The following is a 13,930-nucleotide window of genomic DNA, read 5'->3' as shown; positions in this document are numbered from 1 at the left end:
TTAGTCAACAACACTACAATGAGTAGTGTTGTGATTATCATATCAAAACCACTTTATGGAAACCTGAAAATAAACTTAAAGTTTAGGTGAATCCTTCGCTTTCTCACTGATGCTGCTAAAACATACTTCGCCAACATTACGGGCATAATAACGTCCGAGATCAACATCAAGGAGGGTTTTGGCAGTTATGGCGAACGATAAGAGCATGAAGCCTGTATCCAGTGATGAAGTCGAAACAGACGGCATTTATGAGAATGAGTGGGGGCGTGAAGAGACGCTGAAGCGGGGCGATGAGTTCCCATATGATCCGGCTATGGGCCAAACCGAGTGGGAGTTGGTCAGTCTTCCTCTGGAAAGCCAGGAACAAGAGATGTACAAGGATACCAAAGGCAATACCAAATCAAGGCTGCATATCGACCAAAGTGACAAGTAAAATACTATTGGTCAAATAATCGGGTTGGCCATTAAGGACTCAACTGACAGAAGCATCTGCAGGCAGTGAGGCTGTGGGTGCTTTTACTGTATCGTTTCAGAATAGGCTGGAATGGGTAATAAAGAATCATAGCAACACTTTTACTATGAATCCAATAACGATGATTTCAAAAGGGAGCGTGAGTGTCCATGTCTACAGCAACAGCCGTTTCGATCGAAAAAGCTCTGAATAAGCAGGTAGCCAACTTCGGTGTCCTATATATGAAAATTCATAACTATCATTGGTATGTCAAAGGCCCTCATTTTTTTACGCTGCACGTGAAATTTGAGGAACTCTACAACGAAATTACGCTTCATTTTGATGCGATAGCGGAGCGTTTGCTCACGATTCAAGGAAAACCGGTAGCAACGATGCAGCAAATGCTGCAGGACGCCTCCATTAAGGAAGCTACAGGCAAAGAGAAGGCCGAGGACATGGTTCGTCAGCTTATTAATGATTTCAACACGGTAAACAAGGAGCTGCAGGAAGGCATGGAAGCCGCAGAAGAAGCGGGCGATGAGTCAACCTCCGACCTGCTGCTTGGTGTACAGGCGAGCTTAGAGAAGCACGTGTGGATGCTGCGTTCGTTTATTGAATAAGCGGACGGATGATAAAGCGGGGGCGCTGCGTAATGCGGCGCTCTTTTTTGTGCTTTTACTTGTCCTCATTGCGAAGATATTACAAGCTTATCCATAAGGGAAATTGGCTTTTTCGGTACAATATTAGGTATAATAAGGAAAAAATAGGATGCAAAAAGGTTGCTTTTCTATCTCTGTACCGATCCAAAGGAGGATAAAGAATGGCGGTTTTTTTGAACGGCTGGGTCACATTAAGCTTGGCGGTTGGTTTGTTGGTCGTACCTGGATGCGAGCGACAGATGAATCATACGGAGAGTGGCGAATCCTCGGCACCCGCAGCGGCTCAGCAACCGGGGACGGACAAGAGCTCGGAAAAAGCAGCAGAGGGCGGGACAGCCTCATTTCCTTATTCGCAAGAAATCGTTGCGACCAAGCTCAACGTTCCTTGGGATATGGATTTCGCTCCGGACGGGCGCATTTTCCTAACGGAAAGAGGAGGGGCGATTCGTGTTATTGACAAGGGACAATTGTTAGAGGATCCGGTTTACCGTTTCACCTCTCCGTTATACAATCAAGGGGAAGCAGGCTTGCTCGGCATCGCATTGGATAAGAATTTTAAAAGCAATCATTTCCTCTATGTTTACCATACTTACCAAGAAGGCGGGCAAGTTCGCAACCGAGTGTTACGTCTGGTGGAAAGCGGCAATAAGGCCAAGCTGGACAAGGTACTGCTCGATCTTTTGCCCGGAGAGAGGATTCATGACGGAGGACGGATTAAAATCGGCCCCGACGGCGATCTGTACATAACGAGCGGAGATGCCAACAAGCCTTCCATGGCACAGGACGTGAAGCAGCTCGGAGGCAAAATATTGAGGATTCATACGGACGGCACGATTCCTAAGGATAATCCATTCCCAGGCTCTCCGGTCTATAGCTTGGGGCACCGTAATCCGCAGGGGTTGGCATGGCATCCTGAAACGGGTAAGCTGTTCAGTACGGAGCACGGGCAAACGGCCCATGACGAAGTTAATCTCATTGAGCCTGGGGCCAACTACGGCTGGCCGCTGATTGAAGGCGACGCCTCGCAAATACCGGCGAAGGATGCGGATAAAGCGGGTCCTGGCCCGATTAAGAAACCTATTTTGCAGAGCGGCGATACGACATGGGCACCTTCAGGCATTACATTCGTTACCAAAGGCCCTTGGAAGGGAAGCTTACTAGCAGCGAATTTGCGTGGAATGCAGCTGCAGCGCTTCATCTTGGGCAGTGATCAACAGTCTATCGTTAAAGTCGAGGAACGGTTCAAGGACGAGCTGGGCCGCATTCGTAATGTAATGGAGGGTCCGGATGGCTCTCTCTATATACTAACGAACAATCGGGATGGACGTGGTACGCCCAGACCGGATGACGATAAGCTGATTCGGTTCAAGCCAACTTTTTAACACCTAGACCCTACTTACCAATTGGAACGGAGAATGAATATTTATGCAATCTACAGCGTCTTTATTGAACGATCTCATAGAACAACGCACGCTTATCCAAGCTACCTTAAGCCAAGTGCGCACAAACGACCCTCAAGGCTGCACCAAAGTCATCGTCAAGCCTATAGAGCTCAAGGGAAAGCTTCATTATCAATTCAGCTCTTTCTGCGGAAAGAAAGTGCTGCACGACAATGTGCTGCCTGAGGAAGCGTCTGATAAAATGAACGACTTGCTGACGGTAACGTTCCGTCAAGCGTTGCTGCAGTCTGCGGAAGCGGATTATCAGGTGCTGATCAGCAAGAAAGGGAAAGCAGGCATTTTAAAAAAGCCACCGACCAAGAAGCCTACAGCCGAGCTTGCCCATAACCGTAAAAAGAATTACGTGCTGGAGGAAGGCACTCCGATTCCTTTTTTAGTTGAACTAGGCATTATGAATGCCGACGGCAAAGTGCTTGCCAAAAAGTATGATAAGTTCCGTCAAATCAACCGGTTTGTCGAGATGATTGCCGATGTAGTACCTCACCTGTCCAAGGATCGGACACTCAATATCGTAGATTTTGGCTGCGGCAAATCGTACCTCACGTTTGCTTTATATCATTATTTGAAGGAAGTACAGGGGCTGGATATTCAGGTTATCGGTCTTGACCTCAAGGAGGATGTCATTCAGCACTGCAGCAGCTTGGCGGAGAAGTTCGGATATGACCGTCTGCAGTTCCTAGTCGGGGATATCGCACAGTATAACGACTTGGACCGGGTCGATATGGTCGTTACGCTGCATGCCTGCGACACGGCGACGGATGCAGCCTTGGAAAAAGCGGTACGCTGGCAGGCCGACGTTATATTGTCGGTACCTTGCTGTCAGCATGAGCTGTTCCGCCAGCTGCAGAATCAGGTGCTTCAGCCATTGCTGCAGCACGGTATTCTCAAAGAACGGTTCGCAGCGCTAGCTACGGATGCAATTCGGGCAAAGCTGCTCGACATTGTAGGTTATAAGACACAGCTGCTGGAGTTCATCGATATGGAGCATACGCCCAAAAATGTGCTGATCCGCGCCGTCAAGGGAAAACGTCCCACGGAAGCGGAGCTGTCCTCTTTAGTCAGCAGTTATGTGGAGTTCCGCAGCTTTCTTCAGGCTGATCCATACCTTGAGCGTGCTCTCGAGCCTGAGCTGCGGCCGCTGCTGAACGCTTTAAATTCATAACAATACAATATATGAATGGGCCCGGGTGACGAAAAGTACAGCGGGCTCATTGCTTTTTTAGGGAAACAAGGGGGAAGAACAATGGAAAAGAAGCTGGTGAAGGGCGGCGTCTACGGTTTTATAATCGGCTTATTTTTGGCCATATTGTTTTGCGCCGATCGGGTAACGCTTCATGTGAGTGCTTCATCGACGACAATAGAATTACTGACGATGAGGGATTATGTGCTGAAGCTGCTGCGCTGTGCCTGTGGCTTTTCCTTAGGTACAGTCGCCGTGCTGTGGCTGCAGGATTGGATGAAGCGGGATCCCAGGGACAACCAGGAACAGTCCTTTGCCGTGGGCTTTCTAAAAGCGTTTTTCATCGTATTGGGTGTCATTATAGCCGTTACGTTACTCATGCTGTTGTGGAGACGGTTTACATAAAAAAATGTCGATTTGTTGTGCATGAAATGTCATATTTTGTACATTTCGATAGGCCTTTGCACCTACAAAACCATGTATAATAGTGGAAAATTAAGCCATATACATGGGGGAATCTTATGACAAACGGTTTCGTTTCATTGACAGGCAAGTTTATGGCGTACACCGGGATTATATTATTGGCGTTGATGGCAAGCATCTATGCCTTTGAGTGGCATGAGATCAATAAGGATGCGGAGACGCAGCTGCTCGATAAAGGCAATAGCTTGGCGATTGCACTTTCCAAGACGCTGCAGAGTATCACCGAAGACGATATCCGAAACGGCGTTGTGCTGAAGAACGGAACGCAACTGACTGGCGAAGAGCTGAAAAGCCGATTGTTTAACGATCAACTGACGGTGATGCCGGAGAGTCAGCAGGAAGCGCAGAAGCGTTCGAAAGACGGCGCTTACGCGGAAGGCAAGCAGCTTCTTTATGATGGTCGTTCGGTTCCGCTTGCACAATATGAGCTTAAATACACGAGCGCTTTCGACGATTATACCGACGATCGTTGGCAGGCGGTTATCGATAGCTTTCTAACCGATGAGAATGTCATATTCGCTATTCCTTCGATGTATTCGAATAATCCGGATTTCGTCGGTTATACGGCTACACATAATGGCAAGTACAGCTTACAGGGCGAAGTGTCCAAGGATTCTTGGGGAGCAGCAGGCCTGCTTAGCCAAAAGTACCGTGGCAACCGCGTTTTCAATGATGAGACCGGATACCGCTCTGCTGCAAGCAAAGACACATCCCACGCGCTACTGCAAAAGTATCCGCGTAATCTGGAAGGCAAAATCGTCGAAACGTGGAACATATCGTACCCGCTAACGATTACCGGCAAGCACTGGGGCGGTGTTCGTGTAGCCTTATCCAAGGAAGGGTCCGATGCCTTGGTTGCCAAGCAGCGCAAGATGATGGCTGCAGCTTTCGGTCTGCTGTATGTCGGCATGCTCGCCCTCTTATTCGTGTTATCCCGGCTTATTGTTGCGCGCAAGCTTCGTTTCGTGCTGCGAGCGACCGCTAATCTGAATTCACATGAAGCGGATTTGACCTATCGGATTCCGGTTAAGGGCAAGGATGAGATGGGGCAGCTGGCGGAAGAGGTCAATCGGTTCATTGCTCATCTTCAGACGATTATCGGTACGGTGCATGGGATGTCGGGCCGGATAGGAGCAATATCAGGCAAGCTGACAGAGAGTGCAGCTCAATCCACAGCTATGGCTTCCGACATATCGCGAACGGTTCAGGAGATGGCTGCCGGTGCGGAGAATCAGGCGTCTGGCGCCGAGGATAGCGCCAAGGCGATGGAAGAGATGGCAGGAGGTATACAGCGTATCGCTGAAGCGTCAGCGCATGTGACGGAAGCTACAAAGCGTCTCGTGCAGGAGGCTGAGCTGGGGAGCAGGTCATCGGATAAGGCGATGCTGCAGATGGGAACGATGAATGATTCTGCCCATAAGGTAGGGGAGGCCATTCTCAAGCTGGAGGAAGGGATGCAGGTCGTAGGTGAGATGGCGCATGTGATCTCGGGTATCGCATCCCAGACAGGGCTTCTGGCGCTGAACGCCGCGATTGAGGCTGCTAGAGCGGGCGAGCAGGGCAAAGGCTTCGCCGTTGTTGCAAGTGAGGTCCGAAAGCTGGCCGATCAGTCGGAAACTTCCGCTGGGCAGATTCATGAGATGGTCGATGGAATCCAGATGACTATGAAAGCTGCGGTCCTTGCTATGCAGCAGGGCGGCAAAGATGTAGAGCTCGGGGTACATCAAGTTGAAGAGGTACGTGAAGTTCTGTCGAACATGGTAGGTATGATCCACAGCATTTCCGAGGAGATGGAGGAAGTGTCTGCGGCGGCTGAGCAAATGACAGCCGGTACGGAGGAAGTGACCGCCGGTATTGAAGAAATGGCGAGAATTGCCGGATCGGCATCGGAAAATGCGCATCAAGTGGCTGAAGCATCGCAGCAGCAGCTGCAGGAGTCGGAAGAAACACGTGCATTATCGGATTCGCTTCGTACCGCGGAGCAGCAGTTACAAGAAACGGTGGGCAGGTTTAAGTTTTAAACCGCCCGCGGTTTCTTTTTTTTCGTCACGACCTTTCATCGCTGTGGTACAATAGCTTCGTATTATTGAAGCGGAACTTAACAGACTCGTAACGCGGGTCAGATAGCGAATGAGGTGTGGCAGCGTGGGGTATTTCCTGCTTTTTTTGGCTACGTTATCCTGGAGCTTTGTCGGGATCTTGGTGAAGACGGCCACCGGGATGTTAGACAGTACGACGATTACATTCGCCCGGTTTGCATTGGGGATTGTTTTTCTAGGCATCTTATTGCTGCTGAAGGATGGCAAAATCAAGCTCCGCGGTAATATGAAGTGGATATGGCTCGGAGCACTCGGCAAGAGCTGCAACTATTTTTTTGAAAATTTAGCACTATCTATTGGCTATTCGTATGGAAATATATTGGTGGGCCCGATCCAGACCGTTATTTTGCTGCTGGTGTCGGCCTTTTACTTTAAAGAGCATGTATCGGCTCGTGGGTGGATGGCTGCAGCCCTGTGCATTGGCGGGGTGCTGATGATTAGCTGGAATGGTTTGCCGCTGCACCAGATGCTGGCCAGTAATGGCTTGACGACAATCCTGTTCATGTTCTCCGCAGTAGGCACAACCTTTCACGTACTAAGTCAGAAAATGCTGATCCAATCCATGGATGCAGAAAATATGAATTTCTCTGTATTTTTCTGGTGCTCGCTGCTCATGGCGCTGCCTCTACCGGTACAAGCCCATGCAACCGGTCCTGTTACCGGGTGGGCGCTTGGGGCCTTGCTCTGCTTGGGGCTTATTACAGGGCTTAGCTTCAATTGGTTTGCTCAGGCGCTCAAGAGAGTGAGCTTTGCGGTCGCCGTTATCGTCAGCAACAGCGGAGTGCTGTTCACGATCGCCTGGTCTTATTTATTCTTTCATGATCCTATCACGGTCTATATTCTCGGCGGTGCGGGTGTGTTCGTAGCGGGTCTACTGCTGCTTAATTGGCCTCTCAAGCGGAGTGTGCGGATAACTAAAGGGAAGCAGGCGGAAGCTTAAGATCTGAGTAGGAGGAAAGGAAAATCGCTTAGAAAAAAGCATACAGATGAGCCAGGTTACAGTAGTAACATGGGCTTTTATCGCAGAGAGGGGCTGATCACGGTGAATATGGAGCGAGATCGTTTGTTGGGACTGCCGCCTGTGATGGATGCGTCCTGTCATACGGTTGTGCTGGGCTCGATGCCCGGTGCGCTGTCGCTAAGCAAGCAGGAATATTACGGACACCCGCGCAATCACTTTTGGAAGCTGCTGTACTCCTTGTTTGGCGGAACGTCGGCTGAGGGAGTGCTTCACAATGTACCGAGTGATAGCTACGAGGAACGGCTAGCTTTTGCTTTGTCACATGGAATTGGTCTATGGGACGTATTGGCAGCCTGCGAGCGGGAAGGCAGTCTGGATGCTCAGATTCGCAAGCCGGAGGCAAATGATTTTGCATGGTTTTTCCTTAAGTATCCCGCTGTCCGGCGTGTTTTCTTCAACGGCCAAGCCGCCGGAGAGCTGTACAGGAAGCAGGTTCTACCGAAGCTCGGAGAGCTCGCGATAGGCGGGGGTATTTCGTATGCAGTGCTCCCTTCGTCCAGCACGGCTCGGGCCATGGCGTTGGAGGCCAAGCTTGTGTCATGGCAGGAGCTGCGTGCGGAAGAGGGCGCATAAGGTCGGTATGCATTATGCGAGTTTGCGGTGTAATAATAAAAGGAGCTAAGGAGGCAGGAACATGAAGGAAAACAAATATGATGACGTGACCTTTTTTAATCAGTATAGTAAAATGCCTCGTTCGGTAGATGGGCTGAAGGCTGCGGGTGAATGGCATATATTTCAACAAATGCTCCCTGATTTGAAGGATAAGCGGGTGCTGGATTTGGGATGCGGCTTCGGTTGGCATTGCCGTTATGCAATTGAGCGAGGAGCGAGAGAGGTCATAGGTGTAGATATTTCCGAACGGATGCTCCAGGAGGCGAAAAAGAATACGGGATCAGCCTCCATTCAATACATGCGCATGCCTATTGAAGATATTGATTTTCCTGCAAATAGTTTTGATGTGGTCTTTAGCTCATTGGCGTTTCATTACATAGAATCATTTGAAGCAATTTGCGATAAAGTGAATCGTTGTATAGCGAGTGGAGGGGACTTTGTCTTCTCGGTGGAGCATCCGGCGTTTACATCCAATGAGAAGCAGGATTGGTATTATGATGAGCAGGGTCGCCGCATGTTTTGGCCCATCGATCGTTACTTTGATGAAGGTATTCGCAACACCCGTTTTTTAGGCGAAGATGTGATGAAATACCATAAAACACTTACGACCTACGTGAATACACTTATAAAGTCGGGCTTTCAGATAACGGGACTCATTGAACCCGAGCCGGAAGCTGATTTGTTGAATTCCATTCCCGAGATGAAGGATGAATTGCGAAGACCGATGTTTCTCCTCGTTTCGGCCACTAAAAAGTGAGAAGTAGAGCGTTATATTTAAAATAAAAAACAGAGGGTACAAGTTCTTATTAGGAACTCTGTATCCTCTGTTTCTTTTGCCGTTACACCTTCACTTATCCTTTGAAAGCTTCATTGAGAGGTTTTCCTGCCCTACTCTTCCTCAGACGATTCTTTAGCGATGGCTCCGTTTAAATTCTGGGTCGTTTTAGCGCCTTCCACTGTATCGTTGACGAACTCCATATCTTGATTCTCCGCTTTCATGGAGGCGGTTCCCTCGTAATTGCCTTGATGTTTTTTGTTTTCGGACATGCGGCTTCTCTCCTTTTCTTGGTATGCTTGGCTTCCTCCAGATACTGGACAAGCCGTGCCCGATTGGCACGAACAGGAAGCTTTTCTTAAGCTTGCCTGGGGAGAGGACAATTATTCCTTTTAAGCGGGAATGTTTATAGGGGCAGATGGTATACTAAGGCAAAAGCAACCATTTCCAATAGATGGGGGAACTTACGTGGCGAGACAAGTGAGCAAGGTTCCATACGGCTATGTGCCGGACGATGAACGTAAGGGAAAGCGCGGCTCGGTATGGGTCTATGATAGCTTTGAACGTTTCGATGAGAGGCAGCTGGCTGCGCTTGTGAGCATGGCGGAGGATAAGACAATGGCTAAGCTCGTGTTCTACCCCCTGCATGAGGAGACGCTGCGACGAATGGGGGAACGGGAGGCTGCACCTTATTACCAACGTATGGAAGATCTGGAATTAAAGCTGGAACAATTGGATTCTGGACTGGATATAACAGTAGAGCGATTCGAAGGGAAACGTAAGAAGTATACGCCTATGGACACTGCGTTTCGCTATTTGGCCGATAAGTATGCCGCTCCTCACTTTGTATGGGTGACGCTGGAAATGGCGAATAAGCTGGCGGCTTTTGATTCGTTCGAAGCTTGGATCAAGAAAGTCAGGTTGTGGATCGACATGCCTCCTGGCGGTGTTAAACCTTCGGAGCTGCATCCGCGTCTTCAGACAGCGGACAGTAGATGGGATGCGGTGGAATAAACCTTCTTGAACCGACGTACCCCGAGGATTCCCTGAAAATTAGAGAACCCTACGAACCCTATAAGGACTGGATAAGACATGACTTATAGGAGGGGACTATGAGAAAAAGACTCATATGGCTTATTGTCGGTTGTTTATGCGTTGGATTAATTTCGTACGGCGCTTTCGGATTGTCGGACCGATCGGTATCGGCTGAAATATCTAAGGAAACGAAAGGGCAATTCGTTCGTATGGATGACGGAGGCAAACGGCTTGTTGTCAATGTAGGAGGTCAGGAAGCATCGTACACGGTATCATCCACCGTGTGGGTATACCGAGACATGCAAAAGTCGGCTATGTCGGACCTTCAGGCCGGAGATGCCGTTGACGTCATCTTGAATAGCAAGGATCAAGCGGCTTACATTAAGGCAACAAGCGCTCAAGGGGCAGCGAATAGCGGTCAAGAGGAAACATCTACACCTGAAGCCTCGGCTTCGTCAGATTCTTCAGCACCAGGAAGCAGTACTAATAGTGCGGATGCAGGAACAAGTGCCTCAACGGCAACGGAAGCCTCTAACCCGGCTACCTCATCGCCGGCCCCTGCAATCCTGCAGGGATCTTCTTCTGCTGCAGCTAACGTAAGCGCGAATCAAGGCTCATCTGCAGGTACGAGCAAACCGCCGGCAAGCAACGGGAAGCCGGGAACCAGCGGAATAACTGCGTCAAAAGCATGGGAGAAGCTGTCCTTTGAGTGGAAGAGCCGCGAGTTCGAGCTTAAGGTCAAGCAGGAGCCTGCGAAGCAAGGATCGAAGGAGAAAGGGAAGAGTGAGATCTTCCTGCAAACGAAGGATCGTTCCAGCATCCATCTAGATGGTGCCGAAGCCGACTCGTTTATTCAACAGTTGGTAAAGGGTCTCCCGTCCGATTCTAAAGCTTTCGAAGCCTCACTTAAGCAAAAAATCGCCTCGGAGTTTCAGCTTGCTAATACATCTCCCGAGTGGAAGCTGGATGTTAAATGGCCTGAAAAAGCGGCGAACGTTTCACGCCCGCAGGAATCCAAGGTTAAAGGCTATGAGAAGGATAAAGAACAGGAAACACAGAAGAATCCTGGTAAAGGAAAAGAGAAAGAAAAGCACCAGGACAAGGGCCATGGTAACGATGATGATTAATGTAAGGCGTTAATACAGCAAGCAAAACCCCGCTTACTCGTCGCTTCACCTTAAAGGTGAGGCGAGTAAGCGGGGTTTTTAAGCTGAGCTAGTGCTCCTTAGGCTTTCCTTTGTCTTTGGATTTGCCGTTCTCTTTTGCTTTATCATTGTTCTTGGGCTCGGGTTTGGAAGCTGGCTTACCGATGCCGAGCTTCTCCTGAACCGATTGGAGCCAAGTGTTTTGCGGTTCGGGCTCCGGTACATAATCGTCCGGAACGGTGAAGGACGAGGCAGGCACATCATGAAGCGCCCGGCCCATGATCTCCTTGAACAGCGCAGCGGGAACAGCTCCGCCTGTCGTCAGGTAGTGGTTCTTGTCGGTCTGATCGTATCCGAGCCAGATGGCGGCGGTCAGCTCAGGCGTGAAGCCGACGAACCAAGCATCCTTGATGCCGTTGGCACCGATGTCGGCGAATTCCTTCGTGTCGGGCAGCTGTGTGGTGCCCGTCTTGCCTGCGGTCGGCCGCCCAAGTGCGGCGGCCTGCCCTGTCCCTGACTTTACTGCATCCTGCAGCAGTAAAGTCAGGGTGTAGGCGATAGCCGGCTTCGTCACCGTAGCCGGCTGCGGCTGTGCCTCGACCAAGGGGTAGCCCTCCTTGGTCGTTACCTTCACGATGGCGTGCGCCTGCTGTCGCACGCCGAGGTTGGCGATGGCGCCGAAGGCTTGCGCCATCTGCAGGGGCGACACGCCCTCGGATAAGCCGCCGAGGGCGATGCTCAAAGAGCGGTCGGCAGGCCCGAGCGCAATGCCTGCCCTGCGGGCGAAGCCCATCCCGGTATCGATGCCGATCTCATTGAGCAGCCACACGGCCGGGATGTTCCACGAGCGCATAATAGCTTCGCGCAGCGTGACCTGCCCGCGCGTTTGTCCGTCCCAATCCTTGGGACGGTAGCCGGCGATGTCGAGGTCTCCATCAAAGAGCTGAGAGCTCGGGGTGTAGCCTTGCTCCAGTGCAGGACCATACACCGCTAGCGGCTTGAAGGACGAGCCAGGCTGACGCTTCAGCTGGGTCGCATGATTGAAGCCGCGGTATACTTGCGGTCCGCGAGTGCCGACCAGCGCACGGATGCCGCCGGTCTTATGGTCAATGATGACGGCACCGCTCTGGATAAGCTGATCCGGCTTGCTTTCAGGAAACAGGGCGTCGCTTGCATAGACGTCCTGAGCTGCTTGTTGAACCTGCGGATCCAGATCTGTATAAATACGCAGCCCGTTAGTCAGCACCTGCTCCTCGGTAAAGCCGTATAAGTCGGCCGCTTCCTGAATGACATAATCGACATAGGAAGGATATTTTCCTTTAAGCGATTCCTCATTATGCTGCTTCAAGACGATAGGCTGGGCGACGGCCTTCTCATAGGCGGCCTCCGTTATAAAATTCTGCTCCTTCATCAGAGAAAGCACCAGATTACGTCGTTCGAGCGCTTTTTGCATATTTTTGGCCGGAGAATAGGAGGTAGGGGCCTTAGGCAAGCCTGCAAGCAGAGCGGCCTCCTCCAGCTTCAGCTCCTGCACAGGCTTGGCAAAGTATTCCTGCGCCGCTCCTTCGACACCCCATCGTCCTTCCCCGAAATAAATGCTGTTCAAATACAGCTCCAATATTTCGTCTTTACTATAGACGGTATTGATTTTGAGTGCGTAACCAGCTTCCTTCAGCTTGCGGCTTAACGTCTTATCCGATTGGAGGAACATGTTTTTAGCCAGCTGCTGGGTCAGCGTGCTGCCGCCTTCTTTCAGCTCGCCGGATTTCAAGTCGCGCAGCAGGGCTCGGGCTGTAGACCAGAGGTCGATCCCCGAATGCTCATAAAAGCGCCGATCCTCCACCGCAATAACTGCATTTCGCAGATCAAGCGGAATTTGGTCGAGCGATACCGGAACAATACGGGAGGATGACAGCTGGGAGGCCGGTTTGCCGTTACGGTCCATGATCAGCGTCGGTTCGGGCAAGGGATGCTCCAGCTTGCTGATATCGAGTCCGCGGACCCATTGAGCCGTCGCAAAGACGGCGATGCCTGCAATCATTACCATGAGTCCGGTTAGCCATAAAGTGATTCGGCCGAGACCACGGCGGCTTCGCTTAGGCGACTTGGTACGCTGACTGGCTTTGCTGCCGTCTGAGGTGCTTTGAGCCGTTTCTTTCACTTCTTTCCTTATAGAAGTGCTTCGTGCTGCTGCTTTGGCTGATAATTTACGGCGAAGCCTTTTTCGCAGCATCGCTATAATAGAAGGTCTTTGTCTTGATGTCATAGGTAAACCCCTCACTACAAATACATGATCTTTTTGCGCAATACAAAATGTCGCATACTAATTAATTCGTGGGGATGTCGGTTTTTCTGCGCACAGTTCCATAAGACGCACAGAAAGAACCCCGGCAGGCTTTGGTACCGCAGCTGCCGGGGTTCTCGTTTGTTCATATGGAATGTCTATTGAATAGGGTCGGGCACCATACCGTTTTCCATCACCTGGGAGTTGGTCGGCATGCTGGCCATTTCTTTGCCAAGCTTCTTCACTTCCTCCTCGGTGTTGGCCATACGGCCGTTCATAGTATCATCGATCGGTGCGCTGGTCTGCTTAGGCTGATGGCTGGATAAATACTGCTCAACCTCTGCCATCATCTGTGCCGCCGCTTCGATTGCGCTGAGCGGAATCTCGACTTTATCCCTGAAGCAAGCCTTATGAAGATGGACGATCGTCAGGCCGTTGCTCGCGGTTTTCGTCGGCAGCTGATACAAATAGTCCTGCAGCGTGATGGGGTCGCGGAAAGTGAGCTCATACACGCAGCCGTCACGCTGCGTTCTTTCTGCAAAACCTAAAGCCGTTAATATATTATGCACATGGGAAAAGGGGCGAGTAATCAAATGCATCTGCTTCTTGCGTGTCATTGCCTTCACACTCCTTATAATGGTTGTGTGGGAATGCCAGCGACCGAAGTCAGGCATCCCGGGAATCGGGTAGTCTCTATTACCCCGCTCACGGAATATTGAATCTGCG

General features: G+C 50.6%; 14 protein-coding genes. 11 read left to right on the top strand and 3 right to left on the bottom strand.

The genetic code is table 11. The annotated features are described in order from the left end of the window. Positions 1 to 187 precede the first annotated feature (187 nt). From BP97_RS0123630 to BP97_RS0123590, 9 genes are all read left to right on the top strand, one after another. Complete coding sequence (locus BP97_RS0123630) at positions 188 to 433, top strand: hypothetical protein (protein ID WP_028551339.1); 246 nt, start codon at positions 188 to 190, stop codon at positions 431 to 433. Between the two features lie 188 nt (positions 434 to 621). Then, the gene (locus BP97_RS0123625; RefSeq protein ID WP_051620915.1) at positions 622 to 1,071 is read left to right on the top strand and encodes a Dps family protein; all 450 of its coding nucleotides are present in this window, start codon (positions 622 to 624) and stop codon (positions 1,069 to 1,071) included. A gap of 200 nt (positions 1,072 to 1,271) precedes the next feature. Further along, positions 1,272 to 2,492, top strand: a complete 1,221-nt coding sequence (locus BP97_RS37220) for a PQQ-dependent sugar dehydrogenase (RefSeq protein WP_036746421.1) — start codon at positions 1,272 to 1,274, stop codon at positions 2,490 to 2,492. A gap of 43 nt (positions 2,493 to 2,535) precedes the next feature. Beyond that, positions 2,536 to 3,732 (top strand): class I SAM-dependent methyltransferase, encoded by a 1,197-nt coding sequence (locus BP97_RS0123615; RefSeq protein ID WP_028551337.1) that lies wholly within the window; start codon positions 2,536 to 2,538, stop codon positions 3,730 to 3,732. An 81-nt stretch (positions 3,733 to 3,813) separates the two neighbouring features. After that, positions 3,814 to 4,155: a hypothetical protein gene (locus tag BP97_RS0123610; protein ID WP_028551336.1), complete on the top strand. Its 342-nt coding sequence runs from the start codon at positions 3,814 to 3,816 to the stop codon at positions 4,153 to 4,155. 116 nt (positions 4,156 to 4,271) lie between these two features. Continuing rightward, positions 4,272 to 6,254 carry a methyl-accepting chemotaxis protein gene (locus tag BP97_RS0123605; protein WP_028551335.1) on the top strand — a complete coding sequence of 661 codons (1,983 nt, stop codon included), beginning with the start codon at positions 4,272 to 4,274 and terminating at the stop codon, positions 6,252 to 6,254. 124 nt (positions 6,255 to 6,378) lie between these two features. Then, positions 6,379 to 7,272, top strand: coding sequence for a DMT family transporter (locus tag BP97_RS0123600; RefSeq protein ID WP_028551334.1), 894 nt, complete (start codon positions 6,379 to 6,381; stop codon positions 7,270 to 7,272). A gap of 108 nt (positions 7,273 to 7,380) precedes the next feature. Continuing rightward, entirely contained in the window at positions 7,381 to 7,926 is a 546-nt protein-coding gene (locus BP97_RS0123595; RefSeq protein WP_028551333.1) for a DNA-deoxyinosine glycosylase, read from the top strand. A gap of 61 nt (positions 7,927 to 7,987) precedes the next feature. Further along, entirely contained in the window at positions 7,988 to 8,722 is a 735-nt protein-coding gene (locus BP97_RS0123590; RefSeq protein ID WP_028551332.1) for a class I SAM-dependent methyltransferase, read from the top strand. Between the two features lie 131 nt (positions 8,723 to 8,853). On the opposite strand, the gene BP97_RS40740 is transcribed toward BP97_RS0123590, so the two are convergent. Then, complete coding sequence (locus tag BP97_RS40740; RefSeq protein WP_197035525.1) at positions 8,854 to 9,012, bottom strand: hypothetical protein; 159 nt, start codon at positions 9,010 to 9,012, stop codon at positions 8,854 to 8,856. 196 nt (positions 9,013 to 9,208) lie between these two features. Between BP97_RS40740 and BP97_RS0123580 the strand changes: the two genes are divergently transcribed. Together BP97_RS0123580 and BP97_RS0123575 are read left to right on the top strand one after the other, a co-directional pair. Next, positions 9,209 to 9,754, top strand: coding sequence for a hypothetical protein (locus tag BP97_RS0123580; protein WP_028551331.1), 546 nt, complete (start codon positions 9,209 to 9,211; stop codon positions 9,752 to 9,754). A gap of 98 nt (positions 9,755 to 9,852) precedes the next feature. Beyond that, entirely contained in the window at positions 9,853 to 10,902 is a 1,050-nt protein-coding gene (locus BP97_RS0123575) for a hypothetical protein (RefSeq protein WP_028551330.1), read from the top strand. An 88-nt stretch (positions 10,903 to 10,990) separates the two neighbouring features. On the opposite strand, the gene BP97_RS37215 is transcribed toward BP97_RS0123575, so the two are convergent. After that, complete coding sequence (locus tag BP97_RS37215; protein ID WP_081824327.1) at positions 10,991 to 13,186, bottom strand: transglycosylase domain-containing protein; 2,196 nt, start codon at positions 13,184 to 13,186, stop codon at positions 10,991 to 10,993. A gap of 176 nt (positions 13,187 to 13,362) precedes the next feature. Next, positions 13,363 to 13,821, bottom strand: coding sequence for a hypothetical protein (locus BP97_RS0123565; RefSeq protein ID WP_028551329.1), 459 nt, complete (start codon positions 13,819 to 13,821; stop codon positions 13,363 to 13,365). Positions 13,822 to 13,930: the final 109 nt, after the last annotated feature.

Source organism: Paenibacillus sp. UNC451MF, from assembly GCF_000686845.1.
Classification (GTDB): domain Bacteria; phylum Bacillota; class Bacilli; order Paenibacillales; family NBRC-103111; genus Paenibacillus_S.
Note: the sequence above shows the minus strand (reverse complement) of the source record. Positions and strands in the feature narration are given on the sequence as shown.

What these genes read in the sequence shown, in the direction of transcription:
- BP97_RS0123630 (WP_028551339.1), top strand. Translation starts at nt 188, where the DNA reads ATGGCGAACGATAAGAGCATGAAGCCTGTATCCAGTGATGAAGTCGAA.
- BP97_RS0123625 (WP_051620915.1), top strand. Translation starts at nt 622, where the DNA reads ATGTCTACAGCAACAGCCGTTTCGATCGAAAAAGCTCTGAATAAGCAG.
- BP97_RS37220 (WP_036746421.1), top strand. Translation starts at nt 1,272, where the DNA reads ATGGCGGTTTTTTTGAACGGCTGGGTCACATTAAGCTTGGCGGTTGGT.
- BP97_RS0123615 (WP_028551337.1), top strand. Translation starts at nt 2,536, where the DNA reads ATGCAATCTACAGCGTCTTTATTGAACGATCTCATAGAACAACGCACG.
- BP97_RS0123610 (WP_028551336.1), top strand. Translation starts at nt 3,814, where the DNA reads ATGGAAAAGAAGCTGGTGAAGGGCGGCGTCTACGGTTTTATAATCGGC.
- BP97_RS0123605 (WP_028551335.1), top strand. Translation starts at nt 4,272, where the DNA reads ATGACAAACGGTTTCGTTTCATTGACAGGCAAGTTTATGGCGTACACC.
- BP97_RS0123595 (WP_028551333.1), top strand. Translation starts at nt 7,381, where the DNA reads ATGGAGCGAGATCGTTTGTTGGGACTGCCGCCTGTGATGGATGCGTCC.
- BP97_RS0123590 (WP_028551332.1), top strand. Translation starts at nt 7,988, where the DNA reads ATGAAGGAAAACAAATATGATGACGTGACCTTTTTTAATCAGTATAGT.
- BP97_RS40740 (WP_197035525.1), bottom strand. Translation starts at nt 9,012, where the DNA reads ATGTCCGAAAACAAAAAACATCAAGGCAATTACGAGGGAACCGCCTCC.
- BP97_RS0123575 (WP_028551330.1), top strand. Translation starts at nt 9,853, where the DNA reads ATGAGAAAAAGACTCATATGGCTTATTGTCGGTTGTTTATGCGTTGGA.
- BP97_RS37215 (WP_081824327.1), bottom strand. Translation starts at nt 13,186, where the DNA reads ATGACATCAAGACAAAGACCTTCTATTATAGCGATGCTGCGAAAAAGG.
- BP97_RS0123565 (WP_028551329.1), bottom strand. Translation starts at nt 13,821, where the DNA reads ATGACACGCAAGAAGCAGATGCATTTGATTACTCGCCCCTTTTCCCAT.